Here is a 22379-nt window from a genome sequence, read left to right as displayed (position 1 = left end):
TTTTATTTGAGAATATGCCAGTGTTTGTACACAGAGGAGGTCGCAAACAAAGTGCGTAACTCCTCTTCGTAGCTTGGCTTGAGATGGCTAATCCATACTTCTTTAGGTGGTACATTAAGCGCGTTTAAGGTCTGCTGCACAGTGGCTGGGGTTAAATGACACGACGCTTCTGCCAGCTCTGCATACCTATCTGGGAATGAACACTCCACCATAAAAATATCGATAGGCTCTAACGTGTTTAAGTGTGCTACAAATTCCTCTGTGTACTTGGTGTCAGCGCTAAACACAAAATGGATGTTGTTATGCGTGACGCTCAAGGCTGCTGTTGGCACTGTATGGGCAGCCGAAAAAGGCAGGAACTGATAGTCGTCAATGGTGAATGCCTGGTGAGGGTGTATTTCTTGAAACGCTAAAATAGGGTTTTCAGGAGAGGGCAGCTGGGTAAAGTCGGGCCAAACTTGCCAATTAAAAATGCACTCTTTTAGCACCTGTATGGTTTCAGGAAAAGCATGAACCACAATGGGCCCAGAAAAGTAGTCAAACAGATTGGCTAAAAAAGTAGGCAAAGAGCAAATGTGGTCCATGTGTGCATGGGTTAACACAATATGTTTTATGGCTCGCATTTCTGTAAGGCTTAAGGTGTTTAAGCCAGAGCCCGCGTCAATTAATATATGCTCTCCTAACTGTATGCAGGTGCTGCCAGTTAAACCGCCAATACCTCCACTACACCCTAGCACACGTATGGTCATACTCTATTGCTCCTCAAAGTTATGCGTGACGCAAAGAAAGTCCTGGCAGTTGTGAAAGGTCAACTTGGTCTATTTGTTCGGGTTGTAAGTGCTTTTCTGCATACTGCAAATAAACCTTTTTCTCGACAAAGAGATTAAACAAGTCTGGATCCAGGTGTTTGTTTTCCACCATACGACCCATAATTGTGAGTGTTTGTGAAAGCGACATTGGTTGCTTATAGCTTCGTTCGGGGGCAGTTAACGCTTCAAAAACATCGGCAATGCCCATAATACGTGCAGGAACAGACATTTCCTCTCGGCGTAAGCCTTTCGGGTAGCCGGTGCCATCCATGCGCTCATGATGACCTCCAGCATACTCAGGCACATTCTTTAAATGCTTTGGAAAGGGTAACTTTTCCAGCATTTGAATGGTGTGCACCATATGGTCATTCATAATTTGACGTTCCGCGTCGGTCAGCGTTCCGCGTCGAACCGATAAGTTCTCTAACTCGTCTTCCGTAATAAGGGGCTGCTCGTCCCCTTCAAGGGTAATGTAGCTGTAACGACTGAGAGTGTTGAGCCGTTCAATGTCCTCGTCAGCTAAGAATTCACCCCCCTTATTCGTGGCCCGCAAGAAGGTAAGCACCTGCTGCCAGAACGCTTCTTTCTGTTGAAGCGTCTCCACTTCTGTTGACTGCACAGCACCAGGCTTAAGCGCTGCTAGTTCTGCCTCTAGTCGAGCAATACGCTCTTGCCGAAGTAACACCTCAATACGTGCCTCAATTAACGCAATGCGGTCTGAAATGGTTTCCAGCTTTGTCGATTTCTCGACAATATGTGGCGGGGTGACAATTTTACCGCAGTCGTGCAGCCAAGCCGCTATTTCCAGCGCGTACATGTCACTTTTCGACATTTTAAATTTTTCAATGCCCGGGTACTGCGACCCGCTAGCCGCTTGCGCGAGCATTAACGTGGCGTCGGGCACGCGGCGGCAATGGGCCCCGGTTTGGGGGGACTTGGCATCAATGGCTGTAGCTATAACGTGGGTGAAGCTTTCAAAAAGCTTATGCAAGTCGTCTATGAGCTGGCGGTTTGATAAGGCGACAGCTGCTTGCGAGGCTAAAGAAGACAGGAGCTCCATGTCTTCATCATTAAATGGAATTGTGTTGCCAGCCTTGTCTTTTTTATTCAGCAGTTGGATGGCCGCTATTATTTCGTTGTCGTGGTTATTAAGGGGAATAACTAACATAGACTGTGAGCGGTAGCCTGTTTGTTTATCAAACTCGCGGGTACCTTGGAAGTCAAAGCCTTCTTCCTGATAGGCGTCGGTGATACTAACGGCCTTATTATGTAGTACAGAAAACGCAGCGACCATACGCTCGTTCGGCTGCTCATCAAGATATAAAGGAATTTCAGAAAAGGTTTTGCCAACGGGCTTGCCTGTTCCGCCGTAGTGAATATTTAGGGTGTCGTTTTGAACTAACGCAAAGCGTAAATGCTTACTAGCTAATGGTCCTGCGCCTTCAACAATATATAGGGTGCCTGCGTCGGCATTGGTCAGCTCGCGAGCGCCTGAAAGTATATCTTCTAACAAAACATTGGCATCTTGCTCAGACGATAATGCAATACCAATCGCATTTAAACGTTGAACTCGCTGAACCATCTCGTAATGGGCAGACTGCAATGGCATAGACCACTCCTTTCTTGAAAGCCAGGTTAAGGTTAGCACAGCTAATAAGTAAGGTTAGCTATTTGTTATCAAGAAATACAGAGGGGCCTTTGGCTCAGTCGTTAAGTTTTGCAAAAACCAGCTGGGAACAGCACCAAGTGGTCTATATTCAGGCGGAGCCCAACTTCTGCCCCTATACTGTACTGATGATGTGAAGGAGACATACAGTACACTTGGGTTCCGTCGGATAAAGCCACTGTGTATAAATAGTGAGCACCACGAAAACCTTTACCAATAATGGTGGCCCGGCGTTCACTGCTGTCATCTAGAATAATATCATCCGGACGCACCAGTACGTCTACTTCTTCCCCGGCTGCATTTGCAGGTACTTCGTCGCCATGCAATAAGCCAAGGGGGCATTGTACTTTTTGGTCGGTTGTAATGGAACCACGTAAAAGCACACCATGACCAATGAAGTTCGCGACTAACTGGTGTGTGGGTTCGTGATATAGCTCGTAGGGTCTGTCCCATTGAAGCATACGGCCGTGGTACATAACACCGGCTTTATCGGCCATAGCAAAGGCTTCTTGCTGGTCGTGGGTCACCAGTAAAGCGGTTATACCTTCGCTTTTTAGAAGAGCCCGCACCTCGGTGGCCAGAGACTCTCTTAAGTCTGCGTCTAGGCTGGAGAAAGGTTCGTCGAGAAGCAGTATTCGGGGGCGGGGTGCAAGGGCGCGAGCTAATGCAATACGCTGCTGTTGTCCGCCCGAAAGCTGGTGCGGATAACGTGGGCCATAACCTGCCAAACCCACGTGACTAAGCAACTGCTGAACTCGCTCTGCTTGCTCTGCACTGGACGCTTTGCGAATACCAAAAGAAATGTTTTCCGCCACGGTCAAATGAGGAAACAGGGCGAAGTCTTGGAATACCATGCCAACATTGCGCTTTTCTGGCGGAATTTGCTGTGCTAAAGAGCTTACTAAACGTTCGCCAATTTCAATACTACCGCGACGAATAGGTTCAAAGCCTGCAATGGCGCGTAGTAACGTGGTTTTACCGCAGCCACTTGGGCCAAGTAGGCAGCCAATCTCGCCTTCTTCAAGGGTAAAGCTTACGTCGTCAACGATCGCATTTTTGCCAAATCCAACTTCGACCTGATCAAGTTTTAACAGGCTCATAGATCTCCTCAGCTTTCGGTGTTGGTGCTACCTGGTTGTTTTTGTCATGCCGTGCTTGCATGGCGCGACTTAAGAATATTACGGGAATTAAACCGGCCAGCACAATCATTAGAGCGGCAGGACCAGCTTCAGCTAGTCGTTCATCACCTGCTAGTTCAAAAGCCCGTACAGCCAGTGTGTTGAAGTTAAATGGCCGTAAAATCAGGGTGGCCGGCAGCTCTTTTAATACATCCACAAACACCAGAATAGTGGCAGTCAGTAGGCTTGTTTTTAACAATGGAAAATGAATGCGAGCAAGTATTTCTTGTGCATTTAAACCAAGTATTTTTCCAGACTCGTCCATGGCCGTACTGATTTGTGACAAGCCGCTGTCGATGGTTTGTATCGAAACAGACAAGAAGCGCACTAAGTAGGCAAACAATAAAGCGACTATTGTGCCTGAAAGTAATAAGCCGGGATTGATGCCGAACAAGAGTTCGGATACCTGAATGATTTTATTGTCTAGCCAGGCAAAAGGAACAATGACCCCCACAGCAATCACTACGCCCGGTATGGCGTAGCCAAGTGAAGCAAAGTTAATGCTGGCGCGAGTCAGTGGCGTGTGAATGCGGCGCTTGCCGTAACACAGCCACAAAGCAACCAAAACAGTAATCACTGAGGCACTAATAGCAAGCACTAAACTGTTACGAATAAGGGCGATAAAGTCTGGCTCTAACCACACATGGAGCCGTTCAAAGGACCAAGTAAGCAATTGCAAAGCAGGCAGAATAAAGCCCAACAACACAGGAATAAAACAGGCAATAAAGGCCAGCACTGCGCGAATACCCGTTAGCTTAAAAGGGCGTACACAGTGTTTACTACGGCCTGCAGAGTGATATTGAGATTGGCGCCGGGAAATACGTTCAACCACCATAAGTACTACCACAGCACTTAACAAGATACTCGCAAGCTGCAGCGCACCAATTTGATCGTTCATGCCGTACCAGGTTCTGAAAATACCTGTGGTAAACGTTGTAATACCAAAATATTGCACTGTGCCGTAGTCAGCAAGGGTTTCCATGAGTGCCAGGGTGAGCCCTGTGGCAATAGCAGGGCGGGCCATTGGCAGAGCAACACGCCAGAAACTTTGCGTTGGTGTTATACCTAAAGTGCGTGCTGCTTCAAGGGCCGCTCGCGACTGCTCAATAAAAGCAGCCCGTGTAATAAGATAAACATAAGGGAACAGCACGAAGCTCAAAACCAGGATGGCTCCAGGGAGCGAGCGAATGTCAGGGAAGAAGTACTCGCCAAACTTCCAGCCAGTAAGATCACGCAGCAGACTTTGCACAGGCCCTTCAAAACTGAGCATACCGCTGTAGGTATACGCTGTAATGTAAGCAGGCATAGCAAGAGGCAGCAACAAGGCCCAGCGGAGCCAAGAAACACCTTTGAAGTCGCAGACAGTGGTTAGCCAAGCCGCACTGACGCCTATCATGGTGACGAGAATACCGACGCCCACCATAAGCACAAAGGTGTGCCAAATATATTCACCAATGACGAAGTTCCAAAGGTGAGCAAGGGTTTCGCGCTGTTCTGCGCCAACAAAGCCAATAAAAAAAGCAGCGACCACCACAATTAAGGGTAAGCAAACCAAGGTTGCAACCAGGGGGAGGCTATACGTACGGAGCATGCTAAAAGCATGCTCCGGTGTGAGTTTCTTTGAAAGCTTTGTGGCTGTAGACATAGGAGTTTAGCGCCAGCCAGCCCGGTTCATTACGCGAACCGCGTTAGCGTTGTTTTCGCCTAGGGCACTGATAGGTAGAGGGTCTGCCTTGAACTCACCCCACGCCTCAAGGATATCGCTGAGGTCAGTACCAGGCCGAACAGGGAATTCCTGATTGGCTTCTGCGTACCATTCTTGCGACGCTTCACTGGCTAAAAACTCCATAAGTTGAATGGCTTTCTCTGGGTTTTTAGCGTAACGCAGCAGGCCAATACCGCTCACGTTTACATGGGTGCCTTCTTCCTCTTGAGAGGCCCAGAAAATAGACACCTTGTCGGTGGTTTCTTTATTGGTTTCGTCGTCGCTGGCAATCATACCGCCGTAATAGTAGCTGTTGGCAATGGCGATATCACATAGACCGGAAGCAACAGCATGAAGCTGGTCGCGGTCACCGCCTACAGGTTTACGAGCAAAGTTAGCAACAAAGCCGCGCGCCCACTCTTCCGTTACTTCTTCGCCGTGATGGGCAATCATAGAAGCTACCAGAGACTGGTTATACAGGTTGTCTGAGCTACGTACGCAAATGCGGCCACGCCACTTCTCGTCGGCTAAGTCTAAGTAGTTGCTTAGCTCGCTTGGGTCAACGCGTTCATTTGAATAGAAGATGGTACGAGCCCGCATACTCAAGGCAAACCATTCGTTATCTCGGTCGCGGCGATTCGCAGGAATAGCACTATTGAGTGTGGCGGACTGGACGGGCTGAAAAAGCTCAGCAACCTTGGCTCTGTGCAAGGCGCCAGCGTCAACGGTTAAAAACAAGTCGGCGTTGGTGTTTCGGCCTTCGTTCGCGAGACGTGTTAGTAAGCCGTCGCCACTGCCTGTTAATAAGTTTACCTTGATGCCTGTTTCAGCTGTAAATTCATCTAACAAAGGCTTAATTAAACTTTCGTTGCGAGAGCTGTACACGTTTACACTTTCTGTTTCATGCTTAGGCGCAAGTAAAAAGACAATGCTGGCGAGCACGACAACAATAAGAGTTATTTTGACTATTGGTTTCATAAACTTTCTCTCTTTTTTGAACGTGCCGCCATTCTAAATCAGTAATATCTAAATGACAATCATTATCATTTGAGTTTTATGTGCCGTAGTCGCAATGCGTTGGTAATAACAAATACGCTGGACAAGGCCATAGCCGCAGCGGCTAACATAGGTGACAGCAACACCCCAAAACTTGGGTATAACACACCGGCTGCAACAGGAATTAATAACGCATTATATGCGAATGCCCAGAACAAGTTTTGTTTTATATTAAGGATTGTTGCTTTACTAATGGTATTTGCATGTACCACACCCTGAAGGTCTGCCCGCATCAGCACCACGTCGGCAGCTTCTATCGCTACATCTGTGCCTGAGCCAATGGCTATGCCAATGTCGGCTTCTGCAAGCGCAGGCGCATCGTTTATGCCGTCACCGACAAAGGCAACAGCACCAAAGCTTTCCTTAAGTTCTTTTAGTGCCTCTACTTTGCCTTCAGGCATAACCTCTGCAACCACGTGATCAATGTCGAGCTTGGCAGCAATGGCGTCGGCAGTGCGCTGGTTGTCACCAGTAATCATGGCTACTTTTAAACCTTGTGCGTGTAATGCTTGAATAGCTGAGGCTGTGGTTTCTCGTAGAGTATCGGCAACGGCCACAAGTGCGGCTAACTCATTGTTTACCGCAACATACAAAGGGGACTTGCCTTCTTTACCTAGCGCCTTGGCCTGCTCCGATAAGCTGGAAATGTCTATATTTTGTTGGTCTAACAAACGCTTCGAGCCAATAAGCACAGAGCGACCTGCTACTTCTGCTTTTACACCTAAGCCAGTAAGAGACTCAAAATTTTCAACAGCAGGTAAAGATAAGTTTTTCTCTTTTGCCGCTTGTACTAAAGCGTCTGCAATGGGGTGCTCGGAGCGCTCCTCAATAGCCGCGACAATGGCAAGTAGTTCGTCTGTAGCAAAGGCGTCGGTGGTGTCAAAGTCTGTGAGCTTCGGCTTCCCTTCGGTTAGCGTGCCGGTTTTGTCAAGAGCTACAACAGCTACGCTGCGTAGGGTTTGTAAGGACTCACCTTTGCGAAATAATACTCCCGTTTCCGCAGCACGACCGGTACCCACCATAATAGAAACCGGCGTGGCCAGTCCCATAGCACAAGGGCACGCTATAATTAACACAGCCACCGTGTTGATAAGGGCAAAGCTTAAAGCGGGAGACTCGCCAAAAATCAACCAAATAACAAACGTCAGGGCCGCGAGAAAAATGACGACGGGCACAAACACGGCTGTGACTTTGTCAACCAATGCTTGCACCGGTAAGCGGGCACTTTGTGCTTGCTCCACCATGCGAATAATTTGCGCAAGGACAGTGTCCTTACCCACTTTGGTGACCCGATAGGTAAAGGCGCCATTTTTATTCACAGTACCGCCTACTAGGGTGTCGTCCACCTGCTTTAACACAGGCTCGGGCTCGCCCGTTAGCATGGACTCGTCCACATAGCTTTGCCCTGAAAGGACTATACCGTCTACGGCGATACGCTCACCTGGGCGAACGTCTAGTTCCATGCCTTCGGTAAGCTCGTCCACGTTCATTTCTTTTAGTTCGCCGTCAATGCGTACCCTTGCGGTCGTGCCCTGCAGGCTAAGTAAGTGCTTAATTGCATCGCCGGTACGGCCTTTTGCTCGGGCTTCAAGCACTCGCCCAAGTAATATTAAAGTGACAATAACTGCAGCGGCTTCAAAATAAACGTGTTGTGACCCCTCTGGTAATAGCGTAGGGAAGAAGGTTGCTATGCTGGAAAACATCCAAGCAGAAATGGTTCCCATGGCTACTAAACTATTCATGTCAGGCGAGCCGCGGAAGAGGGCAGGAATACCCGTTTGGTAAAAACGACGGCCTGGGAAAACCAAGACTAAAGTGGTGAGAACAAATTGAATATGCCAATTTAAGGATTGCCCAAGTGTGTTTGCAACCCAGTTATTTATGGCGGGTACAAAATGGCTGCCCATTTCTAACACGAAAACGGGTAAGGTCATGACCATCGCAAACCAAAAAGCGGACTGTAGGCTTTTCATGGACTTAGCTTGTTCTGCTTCAGCATCCGCACGGTTTTCGCTGCGCAACTCAGCCTTATAGCCAGCAGACTGAATGGCGTCTATCAATTCTTTGTTACTGACGGTGTGAGCAAGAATGTCTACAGACGCTGTTTCAGCAGCTAAATTGACGCGGGCGTGAATGACGCCCGGTAGTTTGGCTAATGCGCCTTCCACTTTCGACACGCAAGAAGCGCAGTGCATACCTAGCAACTGAAGTTCTATTTCTTCAGTTTGGGCAGGGTATCCCGCTTGTTTTAGTTGTTCGGCAACGCCAGCAGAAGCTTCCCCACCTGTGGCGGTAACAGTGGCTTTAGCGTTGGCTAAATTAACCGAAGCCTCGGTAACGCCTTCGGCCTTTTCTATTGCTTGGGTTGCCCGGCGGACACAGCCTGCACATGTAAGTCCTGTCACTGGAAACTCTAATTGGTACTTCTGAGGTTGCATAGACACTCCTATCACTTTGCCGAATTTTGAATAAGTATAACGTGATGGCCCAAGAATTAGCGAATGTGACTGTTTTTGGCTATTTCTCTGAATAATGTTAAGGTAAAGCTCTTCTATAGGGGGCAGCTGTTAGCTGCTCCCTATCATTTTTGAATCTGGCCTCGCCAGACAATGTCACATCCTGAGTAGTAATCCTGCTCTGTTGTCCTGATTACGCTTAGGTTTTTTAGCGCTTATTTATAAACAAATGTTAAGTAGGCAATGCACTAAACGCCCTGTTTATAAATGAGAACTGTCAATCGTGCCGCATGCTTTTCGCGACTATAAAGCACTTTGAATGCCCTATTATTCGAGTGCCTACTCGCAAGCGGTTTGTTAGGAGTAAGCATGTTTCAATTTTCTACAACCAGTGCAATGATAATTTTATTTGCGTTCTATGGCTTAACTTTTTTACTGACCTTGCGTATAGGTCGTCGCCAAGAAAACGCTGATAGTTATATGGTGTCGAGTGGTTCTGTTGGTTTTAGTATGTCGGCTGCCAGTATGACAGCCACCTGGATTTGGGCTGCCTCTTTCTACGCTGCAGCTAGCTCAGGATATAAGTATGGTTTATCAGGGGCTATTCACTACGGGCTATGGGGAGCCTTAATGATTTTGTTCATTTACCCCTTTGGTCGCCGTTTCCGCAAGCTAGCACCTGATGCACATACCCTTGCTGAAATCATGCATGCCCGTCACGGGAGCGCCAGCCAGCTTATGCTTGCTGGGTCTAACGTGGTGGGAAGCGTTATTAGCTTGATGGTGAACTTCACAGCAGCAGGGGCTTTGGTTGATATTCTTTCCCCACTCAGCTTCGTCCAAGGTGTGTTAATAGCGGGGGTTGGCGTGTTGTCGTATACCTTCTGGTCAGGGTTCCGCTCGTCAGTCTTTACCGACTTTGGCCAGCTCATTGCTATGGTAGTCGCTGCAGTTATTATTATACCCATTATTTTCTTTAAGCTTGGAGGGCCTGAGCTTTTTGAAGTTGGGATGGTGAATTTAACCCCAGAACAAGCAAGCTTTTATTCCCCTACAGCTATACTGGAGCAGGGTGCTCCCTTCTTCGTAGCTGTTCTAGCCTATGCCATAGGTAACCAAACCATTGCCCAGCGCTTATTTGCTGTGCGAGAAGACTTAATTAAACCCAGCTTCATTACCGCAACCATTGGTTATGGCTCCATTGTTATAGGCCTTGGTATGCTAGGGCTGTTGGCTTTGCTGGCAGGGGTAGAGCCTATTAACGGCGACTTGAATAACCTGATTCCACAAATGGCGGCAACCTACTTGTCACCCATTATGGTGGTCTTGCTGTTTGTGATGATTATTGGTTCTTTGTCCTCAACGGCAGACTCTGACTTATCGGCTTTATCTTCTATTGTCATGACAGATATCTACGGTAAGCAGATTAGTAAAAATAAGCCGAATCCAACCACTATGGTGTGGGTTGGACGTATGACCATGGTTACAGCGACCACACTGGGCGTTATTTTCGCAAGCTTGAAGCTCGATATTTTATCGATGCTTATTTTTGTAGGAGCCTTGTGGGGTGCCATTGTGTTCCCGGTTATTGCCAGCTTGTACTGGAGCAGGGTAACGAACTTGGCCTTTACCAGCTCCGTAATCATCGCCTTCTTGCTGTTTGTCGTAGCACGCTTTGAGCTATTAGCAATGACAGGCGTGGTGGCCGTGTTCTTTGAAATTCTGGCTACCATTGGTGCCGCTGTGGTTATTGGACTTATGTCCTTTGGCTTCTTTGGGCGTCGTGCCGGGTTAGTGATAGGCGCGCTATTTGGTATTTTCTTGTCATTCTACAGCATTGGATTTTTACGCGACTACATCGTGTTGCTGGCTTCCCTCACTGCTTATGGTGCAAGTGCTTTTGTGTGTACCTTGCTTACCATTACCAGCAAGAAGCCACCTTTTGAGTTTAAAACCATTGATGAGCGTGTAGTGGAATTCCATGCTGAACAGCCACAAACGATGGAGAATTTATAATGTCTACTTTCTGGCTTACAGCCTATGTATTGATATGGCCACTGATCGCGAGCGGTGTTTTTCTCACCTTGTGTGTGGCACTCATTATTGACATGCGAGCAGCAAAAAAGAGCGGTAAATCATTGGTATAAGAGTGTTCTTATACAGGGTGCAAAAGGGGAGCCTAGGCTCCCCTTTTTTATGTTCAGTAATCGAGTGAAGGCAAGCGCCCAATTATAAGTAATTGAAAATATTTATAAATTGTGTATAATGTGCTCCGTTTTTGTCACAGAGGAGTATGTTTTGTTAAATAAAAAAATAGCCATTCTAGGCGCTGGTCCTAGTGGCTTAGCACAAATTAGAGCATTTGAAGCAGCACGTTTAGCTGGTAAAAAAAACCTACCTGAAATTATATGTTACGAAAAACAAGCAGACCTTGGTGGCATGTGGAATTACACATGGCGCACCGGACTCGATAAAAACGGCGAGCCCGTCCATGGCAGTATGTACCGCTACTTGTGGTCAAATGGGCCCAAAGAGTGTTTAGAGTTCGCTGACTACACCTTTGATGAGCACTTTGGTCGTGCTATCCCTTCTTACCCCCCACGTGCAGTTTTAAAAGACTACATTATGGGGCGTATCGATGAAGAAGCCGTTTCAAAATATATCCGGTTCGAATGCCCAGTACGTTGGGTTGAATATGACAAAGAGTCAGAGCTGTTTACAGTAACAGTGATGAACCACAAAACAGGTCAACAAGAAACGGACACCTTTGACTATGTTGTGGTTGCAACAGGTCATTTCTCAACCCCGAATATGCCTTACTTTAAAGGGCTTGAAAACTTCCCGGGCAGAGTATTGCACGCCCATGACTTCCGCGATGCACTCGAATTTAAAGACAAAGATGTGTTAATGATAGGCTCTAGCTACTCAGCTGAAGACATAGCTTCTCAGTGCTACAAGTACGGTGCTAAGTCGATTACTATCAGCTATAGAAGCCAGCCCATCGGCTATGAATGGCCAGAGGGAATCGAAGAGAGACCATTAGTAACACATTTTGAAGGGAATACGGCTCACTTCAGTGATGGCACCAGCAAAGCCTATGACGGCGTGATGATGTGTACCGGGTATTTATTCCACTTCCCATTCTTGCCAGACGACTTGCGCTTGCAGACACACAACTGCTTATATCCAGAACACTTATACAAAGGTATTGTGTTCCAGCAGAACCCGAAGTTAATTTACTTAGGTATGCATGATCAGTACTTCACCTTTAACAAGCTAGATCTGCAAGCATGGTATGCCCGAGATATCATGTTGGGTGATATTGAGTTACCAAATGCCGAGGAGCGTCTTGCCGATATGAAAGTCTGGCAGGACAGGCATCAAGCGCTTGATGGCTCGGACGATCAAAATATTGAGTTTCAGGGCGACTATATGCTCGACCTACTTGCTGCAACCGACTACCCAGAGTTTCCTATTAAGAAACAAGGTGAGCTATTTAAGCAATGGTTGCGCGATAAAGACGAAGACATCATGGGCTTTCGGGAGCGGACCTATGCCTCGACCATCACTAATACCATGGCCACAGAACTACCTAAGCCTTGGTTAGAAATTAAAGACGACTCCCTAGAAAGCTTTATGTCCCTTGACTTTGTTGAAGTGACAGTCGACTAAATAAAGCCACAACAGATGAATGAAAAGCCTAGCAAAATTGCTGGGCTTTTTTATGCTAGTCTTTCAATAGGGAGCTTTAGCTAAACGTACTTTTTATGGAGAAAAAAATGCAGTTAGCAGTATATTTATCAGGTGAAATTCATACACAATGGCGCGACGAAATTATCGCAGGCTGTGCTCAGCATGGCTTAGACATTGTGTTTTACTCAGCAGTGACAGACCACGACGCAAGCGATGCCGCCGGTGATATGCTTGGCGAAGAAGAGAAGTCCTTCTGGCGTGATCATAAGTCGGCAAAAGTGAATGCCATTCGCACCAAAACCTTGATTGAGCGAAGCGACATAGCAATTGTACGCTTTGGCAACAAGTACAAACAATGGAACGCTGCATTTGATGCTGGTTACTGTGCAGCCTTAGGAAAGCCTTACATTACGTTACACGACGAAGACATTATTCACCCACTAAAAGAGGTGGATGCGTCGGCGCTTGCATGGGCGACAACGACAGACCAGGTGATTGAAATTTTGAAGTATGTAGGGCAGAACACGCTATAAGGTGACACGGTATGACTGACTTTGAGGCGCTGCTCGGCAAAGCAAGGCAATGCACTCTGTGTGAGACTCAGCTGCCACTTGGCCCGCGGCCTGTGCTGCAGTTGCACCCTCAGGCGCGCATTCTTATTGCTGGCCAAGCACCAGGCCTCAAAGTGCACCAAACTGGCATTCCGTTTGATGACGCAAGCGGCGAACGTTTACGCCGGTGGCTAGGGGTGAGTGTTTCTGAGTTTTATGATGCAAAGAAAATAGCCATTATGCCCATGGGTTTTTGTTACCCAGGTAAGGGCAAGTCTGGTGACTTACCTCCGCGCCCTGAATGCGCCCCGAAATGGCGTGCGCCCTTGCTTCAAGGGCTCAAGAATATTCAATTGACCCTCGTGATAGGCCAATACGCCTTGGCTTACCATTTGCCTAATGAAAACCAAAAGGTAACGGACGCGGTAGCAAACTGGCGCGCACACTGGCCGGCGGTGGTTCCCTTACCCCACCCGAGCCCGCGCAATAATATTTGGCTAAAACGCAACCCTTGGTTTACAGAGCAGGTTATTCCTGCTCTTCAGCAGCGGGTTCGCCAAGCTCTAACGGAGAAAAGCTGACCTTAGCGAAGCCGGCTGCTAGTATCACTTATACACTTAATAAGCCCAAAGGCCTTCCTTTATGACGCGATACCTACTTATTTTCCTTGCAACACTATTAACGGGTTGCAGTATTGGCTTACCTGAAAATAATGCAGTGCAGATGGAAGCTTTACCGCCGGCACAAACAGGGGTTTTAGCAGAGGGTGCGCATCGGCAAACGCAACAGCACCCTGGGTTATCCGGTGTAACGCCGTTAAGTCGCGGTGCTGATGCCTTTGCGGCGCGTATGCTATTAGCAGATTTAGCGACTACCTCGATTGATGCTCAATACTATATTTGGCGCTCTGATCTAACCGGTAATTTATTGCTTGAACGGTTACAAGCCGCGGCGAACCGTGGAGTACGGGTGCGCTTATTGCTCGATGACCATGGAACAGGGGGCTTAGACAAGCAGCTGGTTGAACTGCAACGTCATCCGAATGTTAGCATCCGCTTATGGAACCCATTTGTGCTAAGGAAGTTTAAGCCACTTTCTTTTACTTACGACTTTTTCCGGTTAAACCGGCGCATGCATAATAAAAGTTTCACCGTAGATGGTGTGGTCAGCGTATTAGGTGGTCGCAACATAGGTGACGAATATTTCGACACAGGGCCAACCGCATTATTTGTTGATCTAGATATGTTTGTAGCTGGTGCCATAGTGCCACATATATCGTCGGACTTTGACTTGTATTGGAACAGCCCCTCTGCATTTTCCGCCGAGCAAATTATTAATATGGAGCAGAATGCTTCAGGGGTTATTCGCAATGCCGTTGACCACTATGCTCATGAAGACACTGAGCAGCTAGAGGAATATCGGCAACTTATTGCAGACTCGGGTTTTATTCAGCGCTTTAGTGAGGGCAACCTCAATTTAGAGTGGACTCAGGTTACGCTCGTGAGTGATACCCCGGCTAAAGGGCAGGGCCGCGTGCCAGAAAAAGACTTATTAGCAGGTCATCTCGTTGAATCAGTAGGCACAATAGAAAGTCAGTTTGATGGAGTATCGGCATATTTTGTGCCTGGCAAAGACGGTGTAGAAGCCTTTAGCACGCTTGAGCAGCGGGGCGTGCAAGTGCGTTTATTAACAAACTCACTTGAAGCCACAGATGTTATTCCGGTGCATGCGGGCTATGCTAAACGAAGAAAAGACTTGCTAGAAAATGGCGCCGAGCTGTATGAGCTGCGCCGTCAGTCAGAGCCGGACTCTGTAAGTAGTAAACTGGGTCCATTTGGCTCATCAGGGGCTAGCTTACACGCGAAGGCATTTGCTGTGGATGGTCAAAAAATCTTTGTTGGCTCCTTTAACTTTGATCCGCGCTCAGCACGTTTAAACACCGAAATGGGTTTACTCATTGAAAGTGAGTCTCTTGCACAAAGTATGCACACTGCTTTTGATACCGGGCTGCATGGAACGGCTTGGAAAGTTGAAATGCGTGACGGTAAACTGGTTTGGCTGCAACCGGAAAACGCCAGCGCAGAGCCTATTACAGAAGAGCCAGGGCGCACCTTTTGGCGCAGTATCAGCTTAACCTTCATAGGCTGGCTGCCGGTTGAGTGGTTGTTATAGTTTTGTCGAACCAATCGGTGGTTCTCATCCAGCCCACTGAATTCCAAATATAAAAAAACCGCCACAAGGGCGGGGGGGGCAGTAGATGTTTAAGAGGGGAGTTCGGGTGGCGGAATGCTCGCCCCATCCCTGGGGCTCGGCCTTTGGCCCGCACTGCGTGCGTCCAAAAATGTTCCAGACATTTTTGTCGAACCAATCGGTGGTTCTCATCCAGCCCACTGAATTCCAAATATAAAAAAACCGCCACAAGGGCGGTTTTTTTATATTTGGTGCCCAGAGGCGGACAAAATCGCCGGGAGCGATTTTGAACATCGCGAAGCGATGGCCCGTAGGGTGAGCCACATGGATGTGGCGAATAATCTGGAGCCGATGGCACAGAAAAAGAAAACCCGCCATAAGGCGGGTTTATCATAAATATGGTGCCCAGAGGCGGAATCGAACCACCGACACGGGGATTTTCAATCCCCTGCTCTACCGACTGAGCTATCTGGGCGTAGCTGTTAATTCGCTAACAACGCGGCGTATTAAACGGTTTTTTACGCCTGCTGTCAAGCTCAAAAACAACTATTCTCGTATTTGACCATTTCCAGTCACTACAAACTTCTCTGTTGTGAGAGATTCTAAGCCCATTGGCCCATAAGCGTGTAGTTTTGAGGTGGAAATGCCAATTTCTGCACCTAAGCCTAACTGTCCACCATCGGAGAAACGTGAGGACGTGTTCCACATGGTCACTGCAGAGTCTATGTCTGCGATAAAGCGACGTGCTGTTGCTTCATTCTCTGTGCAGATGACGTCTGTATGACCACTTGAGAACTGGTGTAAATGCTCAACCGCATGCTCGTAGTCTTTGACAGTGCGCACGGCTAACTCAAGGGCGAGGTATTCTTGACCGAAGTCTTGGTCTGCAATTGCAATAGCACCGTCGAAATAACCCATAGACTGTTCACAAGCGTGTATTTTAACTTGCTTTTCAGCTAGGGATTTTGCTGCCATTGGCAAGAACTTCTCAGCAACCTCTGAATGCACCAGTAAGCCTTCTAATGCGTTACATACACCCGTACGTTGGGTTTTACCGTTCAACAGCAGGGCGAGTGCTTTATCGAGGTCTGCGTCCTTGTCTACATAAAGGTGACAAACTCCTTTGTAATGTTGAATCACAGGAATTTTACTGTTGTCACTGACATAGTGAATTAAACCTTCGCCGCCACGCGGTATGACAAGATCGATGTGGTCTTTTTGCACCAAGAGTTCAGCCATCAGGTTACGGTCTGGCGTTGGCACAACGGTGAGAACGTCTTTGTTAATGCCACAGGCTTCTAATGCGCCGTGCATGGCTTCGGCGATAACTTTACTGGTGCCTATTGCTTCTTTTCCACAGCGGAGAATAGCTGCGTTGCCAGATTTAAAGCACAGAGCGCCTGCGTCGGCAGTCACATTTGGGCGTGCTTCGTAAATCATGCAAATAACACCAAGTGGAATGCGAGTTTTATCAATACGCATGCCGTTTGGGCGTTCTTCTAGCAGGTAGCTTTGGCCCACTGGGTCGGGAAGCGCGATAATTTCTTCAATGGCTTTCGCCATGTCTTCAATACGGCTTTCATCTAGGGTTAGACGGTCCATCATGGCGTCGTCTAAGCCTTGTTCACGTCCAGAGGCAAGATCTTTTGCGTTGGCTTCTAAAATACTAGTTGTGTTGCCACGAATGGCGTCGGCCATTTTTTGTAGTGCGGCGTTTTTATCTGCAGTAGAAAGGGTGGCAATCGTGCGCGCAGCTGTTGCTGCACGCTTTGCAATATCTGTTGCTAATTCTTGGTTATTCATGCTTTGCTCCATAACATTAGGTCGTCGCGATGAATCACTTCGCTGAGTGGGCTGTAGCCAAATAATTCAGCAATATCAGTGTCTGACTGTCCTTTCAGGTGTAATAACTCGTGTGAGCTATAACGGCATATTCCTTTTGCCACAGTTTCAGTATTACCCGCGTTACGAACGAGTACCGCGTCGCCACGGTCAAAGTTTCCTTGGACGTCGACGATCCCTGTAGTTAGCAGTGATTCACCGCCATGACGTAAAGCTTCTACAGTTTTAGAGTTCACTAAGAGCTCGCCTTGAGCGATAAGCGTATGGCGTAGCCAATGCTTTTTATTACTTAGCGGATTTTCACGTGCATGGAATAAGGTGCCTGGGTTTTCATTGCGAAGAAGAATTTCGAACATAGAGCCCTTACGGCCATTCAAAATATAGGTGTCGATACCATGAGCGGTTGCTTTCTCAGCGGCTTCCACTTTGGTTCGCATGCCACCAGTTCCTACGGCGCTCGCAGAGCCGCCAGCAAGAGCGTAAATGCTTTGGTCTATGGTTTCCACTTCAGGAATTAAGGTCGCGTCGCTGTGTTTGTTCGGATCTTTGTCGTAAAGACCGTCAATATCAGAACAGATGAAAAGTGCGTCCGCGTCGACCACTGTAGCAACCATAGCGGCAAGGTTGTCGTTGTCGCCTACTTTTAAATCGTCTGTTGCTAGTGCGTCGTTTTCGTTGGCAATAGGCATAATGCCTTGCTCAATGAGCGTGTTAACGCTGTTTCGAATGCTAATGTAGCGCTCACGATCACGTAGGTCGTCGTGGGTCATAAGGACCTGTGCGCAGGGGAAGTCGAAAAAGCGAGACCAACTTTCCATGACATGGCTTTGTCCTACGGCGGCCATGGCTTTTTTTAGCACGACTGGAATGGGTTTATTTTCGTCAAACTTGAAATGATGGCGTCCGGCAGCGACCGAACCCGATGAGACCAGGACAACTTCTTGTCCACGTTCACGGCACTCATTGATAAAGCGTGCAATTGCGAGTAAATATTTCGAACTACAGCCTTTACCATCTGGCGCTATCAAAGCACTGCCCACTTTAATGACAGCCCTTCGCCAGGTAGGTATTTTCATGAAAAACTCCCTGTTGATGAATAAAGAGCCTATCATGCTAACACAGCTAATTATTGCTCTCCACGGAACGCCAGAGCGGAGAGCATGGAATTAGTTGTGTGACCAAGTTGAAGTGAATGAATATGCAATGTGATATTGCAAATACTACAAGTACAAGCTGTTATTTCTCTGGCGGTACATATCCTTCTATATCAACCTGTTTACCTTCGAATAAAAAACCAACCATTTCTTTTTCTAGAAAGGCTCTCGCTTCCGGATCCATTAGGTTTAAATGCTTCTCATTAATCAGCATAGTTTGTTTGTGTTGCCAAGCTGACCAGGCCTCTTGGCTAATATTCTCAAAAATTCGCTGGCCTAATTCACCGGGGTAAAGTTGAAAGGCTAAGCCAGGGGCTTCTTTTTTTAAGAAATGACAATAAACGGTACGGCTCATACAATGTCCTTACTGTGAATGTTATGCAGATGGGTTTGCATAAAAGTTAGATGTTGGTACGAAAATCAAGAGCTATGAGTGCATAAATATGCTGCCAAAAAGCTACATTGTTGCTTTGAATGTTTGGTATATACGCGGCTTATGGGGGCTTAGTCTTGTTCCCAAAGCTTAGGTAATACTTTTTTTATTGGTGATGGTAATCCATAGTCTGCCACATCTGCCTGCTCTACCCAACATTGTGGGTTGTGAGGGGCTTCTTCCGCAACTTGCTCGCTTTGTGAAAGGGACCAAATAGACGCCCGCATTTTAAAGTGGCTGAAAGTATGCTCGAATTCCGCTGCTAGTTGAGCTGAAGCAGGTGCTTCCGATAGCTCAGGTAAACACCAAAGAGCGGCCCAAATGCCAGGTTGTGGGCGCTTCTCTAACTGAATGCTGTGACCACTGCGCTGAAGTAAAAAGTGACTTTTTCGTACGGGTACCTTTTTCTTTGCTTTCGGGGTCGGTAGTTCTTTTTGCATATTGTGTTTGTAGGCAAAACACTGGCTGCGAAAAGGGCAGCGTGCACAGTCCGGGTTTGCCGGTGTACATAAGGTGGCACCAATATCTAATAAGCCTTGGGCGAAGTGGCGGTTATTGTGGCTTGGAGTTAAGTCTGCCGCTTTATTCCATAACTGCTTGTTTACAGCGCTTCGTGTCGTGTCGCCTTCAATACCGAACAAGCGGCAAAAAAAGCGTTTGACGTTGCCGTCGACAATGGGCCCATAATCATTAAACGCAAAGGAGCGAATGGCCCCTGCGGTGTATGGACCGACACCCGGAATAGAAAGTAGCTCGTCTAAATTGTTCGGGAATTTACCATTAAACTCTTGCACTAGGTATTGAGCTGCTTTACGCAAGTTGCGGGCGCGGGAGTAATAACCAAGCCCTTGCCAGAGGGCCATTACTTCGTCTTCACTCGCCTGTGCTAAGGTTTCGAGCGTTGGGAAGGTGTCCATCCAACGTTGAAAGTAGGGGATAACCGTGGTTACTTGAGTTTGCTGTAGCATGATCTCGCTAACCAACACACGATAAGGCGTTGCGGGTTGTTGCCAAGGTAAATCGTGGCGGCCATGCTGCTTTTGCCAGCTTAAAACGGTTGTGGCGAAATCTTTTGTTTGCATCGTGCTTGTGTTTTCACTCAGGGGTTGGATAATTAGCGGCCCACAGTGTAACAGGTTAACGAAATATGTCCGAACAAGAACAGTCAGGTTCCAAATACATGCGCCGTATTCGTAGTTTTGTAAAACGAGAAGGCCGCTTAACAAAAGGTCAGGCGTCGGCATTAGAGCGACTCATGCCGACTTGGGGCATTACCGCACCAGAACCAGGTAGTCTGCTCAACATGGCAGAGCTGTTTGGCCGTGAGGCTCCTGTTACTTTAGAAATTGGCTTTGGCATGGGCCATTCGTTAGTTGCCATGGCAAAAGCGGCGCCCGAACGCAACTTTATAGGCATTGAAGTGCACCGCCCAGGCGTAGGCGCTTTGTTAATGGAAGCGGAAGAGCAGGGCGTAACCAACTTACGGGCCATTGAATTTGACGCCGTAGAAGTTTTTGAACACTGGCTGCCCGACGGCTGCTTAGACAGAGTGCAAATTTTCTTCCCGGATCCGTGGCACAAGGCACGTCACCACAAGCGCCGCCTTATTCAGCCAGCATTTGTGCAAATGTTGAAAAAGAAAATGCTACTCGGTGGCATTTTACATTTGGCGACAGACTGGGAAAACTATGCTGAGCACATGCTTGAAGTAATGAACGCAGCGGAAGGGTTTACGAACCTCTCAGAAGATAACACGTACATTCCACGGCCCGATGAGCGCCCGCTGACAAAGTTTGAAAAGCGCGGACACCGTTTAGGCCATGGCGTGTGGGACTTGCAGTTTAAAGTAACGGGTTAATCGTCCATTAGGTCGGTGAGTATTTTATTTAAATACAACCGGCCTTGGGCTGTGGTTCGCCAATTGTGTTCGTCACTTTCAATGAGGCCCGCTGTTATGGCAGGTGCAAGCTTGGCTTCAGCCTGTTCCACAGGTAGCCCGGTTCGGGCGTGAAACTCAGCTTTGGGAATATCTTCCAAAAGGCGCAAGCGGTTCATAAAATACTCAAACAGGGCATCGTCCGGTGTTACCTGCCAAGTTTGCTTGATAAAAGGGCGGGTTAAATCCATATAGCCCCGTGGGTGCTTCACTTTTTCAGTACGCACAATATGGTTATTCTGGGTGACCTTGCCATGAGCGCCGCAGCCTATGCCAAGATAGTCCCCGAAGCGCCAATAGTTCAAGTTATGCTGGCCTCTATGCCCCGGCTTACCGTAGCCACTTACTTCGTACTGTTCGTAGCCTGCAGCCACAAGTTTTTGGTGACCTTGTTCAAAAATGTCCCAGAGACTGTCGTCGTCAGGAAGAACCGGGGGCTTACTGGCAAATAAGGTATTTGGCTCTATCGTTAGCTGGTACCAAGAAATATGGGGTGCCCCAAGCGCAATAACGCCGTCTAAATCCTGTAATGCCTGTTCACGAGTCTGGTTAGGCAAGCCATGCATAATGTCTAGGTTAAAGCTGTTTAAGGGCAACTGGGCAGCATGACGAGCTGCTTGCCGAGCTTGGTCTGGGTCGTGGATGCGGCCCAGGGTTTTAAGATGTTCGCTGTACAAGCTTTGAATGCCGATAGACAAGCGGTTCACGCCGGCCAGAGCAAAGCCACTAAAACGCTCTGTTTCAAAGGTGCCAGGGTTTGCCTCTAAAGTAATTTCAATATCAGCCTGGAAAGGGATGATGCGCTCAATGCCTTGCAATAAGCGTGCAATACCTTCTGCGGAAAACAAACTAGGCGTGCCGCCACCTATAAAAATAGAGGTAAGGGTGCGTCCTTGTGCATAATGGGCATCTGCACGCAGGTCGTCGAGCAAGCAGTTGATATAGGCCGCTTCTGGAATAACATCTGGTTGCTTGTGCGAGTTAAAGTCACAGTAAGGGCACTTTTGCACACACCAAGGAATATGCACATATAAACTTAACAGGGGCAATTGCATTATGCGGTAGCCTGTAATTGCAGAAGAAGTTTCCGTAATGCTTGTCCTCTATGGCTTAAGTCGAACTTTACTTCAGGTGTAAGTTCAGCGGCCGTACATCCGTGGCTAGGTACATAAAAAACAGGGTCGTAGCCAAAGCCTGCGTCGCCAGCTACTTGCGTTGCAATACGGCCCTGCCAGCGGCCATGAGCGATAATAGGCGTAGGGTCGTTAGCATGGTTCATATAAACTAGTACACAGTGGAAAGCAGCGCTGCGCTCTTGCTCTGGAACTTGTTGCAGAGCGTGTAAAAGCTTTTCTATATTCGTGCTGTCAGAGGCTTGCTCGCCCGCGTAACGCGCAGAATATATACCGGGTGCGCCCTGTAATGCGTCGACAGCAAGACCAGAGTCGTCGGCCAAGGCCGGAAGACCTGTTGCCTCGCAGGCATGGCGAGCTTTAATAATTGCGTTTTCTACAAAAGTAAGCCCAGTTTCGTCAGCTTCAGATACTTGGAACTGACTTTGCGGTAACACTTCGACCTGGAGCGGAGCTAATACACCCTGTAACTCAGCGACTTTACCTTTGTTGCCTGTGGCAAGTACTAGCTTACTTGGGCGACTGGTCATTTGCTGCATAAAAAATACGTCCGAAGAAGGTGAAATTTACCTGCCAT

General features: G+C 47.8%; 19 protein-coding genes and 1 tRNA gene. 7 read left to right on the top strand and 13 right to left on the bottom strand.

Annotation, left to right across the window (positions count from 1 at the left end):
- Positions 1–2: 2 nt before the first annotated feature.
- From CWE15_RS09530 to CWE15_RS09505, 6 genes are all read right to left on the bottom strand, one after another.
- Positions 3–749 carry a 3',5'-cyclic-nucleotide phosphodiesterase gene (locus CWE15_RS09530; protein ID WP_126757859.1) on the bottom strand — a complete coding sequence of 249 codons (747 nt, stop codon included), beginning with the start codon at positions 747–749 and terminating at the stop codon, positions 3–5.
- 19 nt (positions 750–768) lie between these two features.
- Positions 769–2418: an HD-GYP domain-containing protein gene (locus tag CWE15_RS09525; protein ID WP_198675008.1), complete on the bottom strand. Its 1650-nt coding sequence runs from the start codon at positions 2416–2418 to the stop codon at positions 769–771.
- A 101-nt stretch (positions 2419–2519) separates the two neighbouring features.
- Positions 2520–3569, bottom strand: a complete 1050-nt coding sequence (locus CWE15_RS09520) for an ABC transporter ATP-binding protein (RefSeq protein WP_126757901.1) — start codon at positions 3567–3569, stop codon at positions 2520–2522.
- Complete coding sequence (locus CWE15_RS09515) at positions 3556–5298, bottom strand: ABC transporter permease (RefSeq protein WP_241971883.1); 1743 nt, start codon at positions 5296–5298, stop codon at positions 3556–3558. Before CWE15_RS09515 ends, CWE15_RS09520 begins: the two co-directional genes overlap by 14 nt.
- A gap of 6 nt (positions 5299–5304) precedes the next feature.
- Positions 5305–6336 carry a Fe(3+) ABC transporter substrate-binding protein gene (locus tag CWE15_RS09510; RefSeq protein ID WP_126757858.1) on the bottom strand — a complete coding sequence of 344 codons (1032 nt, stop codon included), beginning with the start codon at positions 6334–6336 and terminating at the stop codon, positions 5305–5307.
- A 65-nt stretch (positions 6337–6401) separates the two neighbouring features.
- Positions 6402–8852: a heavy metal translocating P-type ATPase gene (locus tag CWE15_RS09505; RefSeq protein WP_126757857.1), complete on the bottom strand. Its 2451-nt coding sequence runs from the start codon at positions 8850–8852 to the stop codon at positions 6402–6404.
- A gap of 387 nt (positions 8853–9239) precedes the next feature.
- On the opposite strand from CWE15_RS09505, the gene CWE15_RS09500 reads away from it, so the two are divergent.
- From CWE15_RS09500 to CWE15_RS09480, 6 genes are all read left to right on the top strand, one after another.
- Positions 9240–10886 carry a sodium:solute symporter family transporter gene (locus CWE15_RS09500; RefSeq protein ID WP_126757856.1) on the top strand — a complete coding sequence of 549 codons (1647 nt, stop codon included), beginning with the start codon at positions 9240–9242 and terminating at the stop codon, positions 10884–10886.
- Entirely contained in the window at positions 10886–11017 is a 132-nt protein-coding gene (locus tag CWE15_RS12145; protein WP_275065512.1) for a putative transporter small subunit, read from the top strand. The genes CWE15_RS09500 and CWE15_RS12145 overlap by 1 nt, the downstream gene beginning before the upstream one ends.
- A gap of 151 nt (positions 11018–11168) precedes the next feature.
- Positions 11169–12542 carry an NAD(P)-binding domain-containing protein gene (locus CWE15_RS09495; RefSeq protein WP_126757855.1) on the top strand — a complete coding sequence of 458 codons (1374 nt, stop codon included), beginning with the start codon at positions 11169–11171 and terminating at the stop codon, positions 12540–12542.
- A 107-nt stretch (positions 12543–12649) separates the two neighbouring features.
- Complete coding sequence (locus tag CWE15_RS09490) at positions 12650–13096, top strand: YtoQ family protein (protein ID WP_126757854.1); 447 nt, start codon at positions 12650–12652, stop codon at positions 13094–13096.
- A gap of 11 nt (positions 13097–13107) precedes the next feature.
- On the top strand, positions 13108–13695 hold the full coding sequence (locus CWE15_RS09485; RefSeq protein ID WP_126757853.1) for a uracil-DNA glycosylase family protein: 588 nt from the start codon (positions 13108–13110) through the stop codon (positions 13693–13695).
- Between the two features lie 61 nt (positions 13696–13756).
- On the top strand, positions 13757–15286 hold the full coding sequence (locus tag CWE15_RS09480) for a phospholipase D family protein (RefSeq protein WP_126757852.1): 1530 nt from the start codon (positions 13757–13759) through the stop codon (positions 15284–15286).
- 417 nt (positions 15287–15703) lie between these two features.
- On the opposite strand, the gene CWE15_RS09475 is transcribed toward CWE15_RS09480, so the two are convergent.
- From CWE15_RS09475 to mutY, 5 genes are all read right to left on the bottom strand, one after another.
- Positions 15704–15779 (bottom strand) — tRNA-Phe (locus CWE15_RS09475).
- Between the two features lie 71 nt (positions 15780–15850).
- Positions 15851–17107, bottom strand: a complete 1257-nt coding sequence (locus CWE15_RS09470; RefSeq protein ID WP_241971882.1) for a glutamate-5-semialdehyde dehydrogenase — start codon at positions 17105–17107, stop codon at positions 15851–15853.
- On the bottom strand, positions 17104–18222 hold the full coding sequence (gene proB, locus CWE15_RS09465; RefSeq protein WP_126757850.1) for a glutamate 5-kinase: 1119 nt from the start codon (positions 18220–18222) through the stop codon (positions 17104–17106). Before proB ends, CWE15_RS09470 begins: the two co-directional genes overlap by 4 nt.
- 160 nt (positions 18223–18382) lie before the next feature.
- The gene (locus tag CWE15_RS09460; protein ID WP_126757849.1) at positions 18383–18655 is read right to left on the bottom strand and encodes an oxidative damage protection protein; all 273 of its coding nucleotides are present in this window, start codon (positions 18653–18655) and stop codon (positions 18383–18385) included.
- Positions 18656–18804: 149 nt separating this feature from the next.
- Positions 18805–19815 carry an A/G-specific adenine glycosylase gene (gene mutY / locus CWE15_RS09455; RefSeq protein ID WP_126757848.1) on the bottom strand — a complete coding sequence of 337 codons (1011 nt, stop codon included), beginning with the start codon at positions 19813–19815 and terminating at the stop codon, positions 18805–18807.
- Positions 19816–19880: 65 nt separating this feature from the next.
- On the opposite strand from mutY, the gene trmB reads away from it, so the two are divergent.
- Positions 19881–20591: a tRNA (guanosine(46)-N7)-methyltransferase TrmB gene (gene trmB, locus CWE15_RS09450; RefSeq protein ID WP_126757847.1), complete on the top strand. Its 711-nt coding sequence runs from the start codon at positions 19881–19883 to the stop codon at positions 20589–20591.
- Here trmB and hemW read toward each other — a convergent pair.
- Both hemW and rdgB read right to left on the bottom strand, forming a co-directional pair.
- Positions 20588–21724, bottom strand: a complete 1137-nt coding sequence (gene hemW, locus CWE15_RS09445) for a radical SAM family heme chaperone HemW (RefSeq protein ID WP_126757846.1) — start codon at positions 21722–21724, stop codon at positions 20588–20590. The genes trmB and hemW overlap by 4 nt on opposite strands.
- Positions 21724–22341, bottom strand: coding sequence for an RdgB/HAM1 family non-canonical purine NTP pyrophosphatase (rdgB, locus tag CWE15_RS09440; RefSeq protein ID WP_420807755.1), 618 nt, complete (start codon positions 22339–22341; stop codon positions 21724–21726). Before rdgB ends, hemW begins: the two co-directional genes overlap by 1 nt.
- Between the last annotated feature and the right edge of the window lie 38 nt (positions 22342–22379).

This window comes from Aliidiomarina taiwanensis, from assembly GCF_003987015.1.
Classification (GTDB): Bacteria; Pseudomonadota; Gammaproteobacteria; order Enterobacterales; family Alteromonadaceae; genus Aliidiomarina; species Aliidiomarina taiwanensis.
Note: the sequence above shows the minus strand (reverse complement) of the source record. Positions and strands in the feature narration are given on the sequence as shown.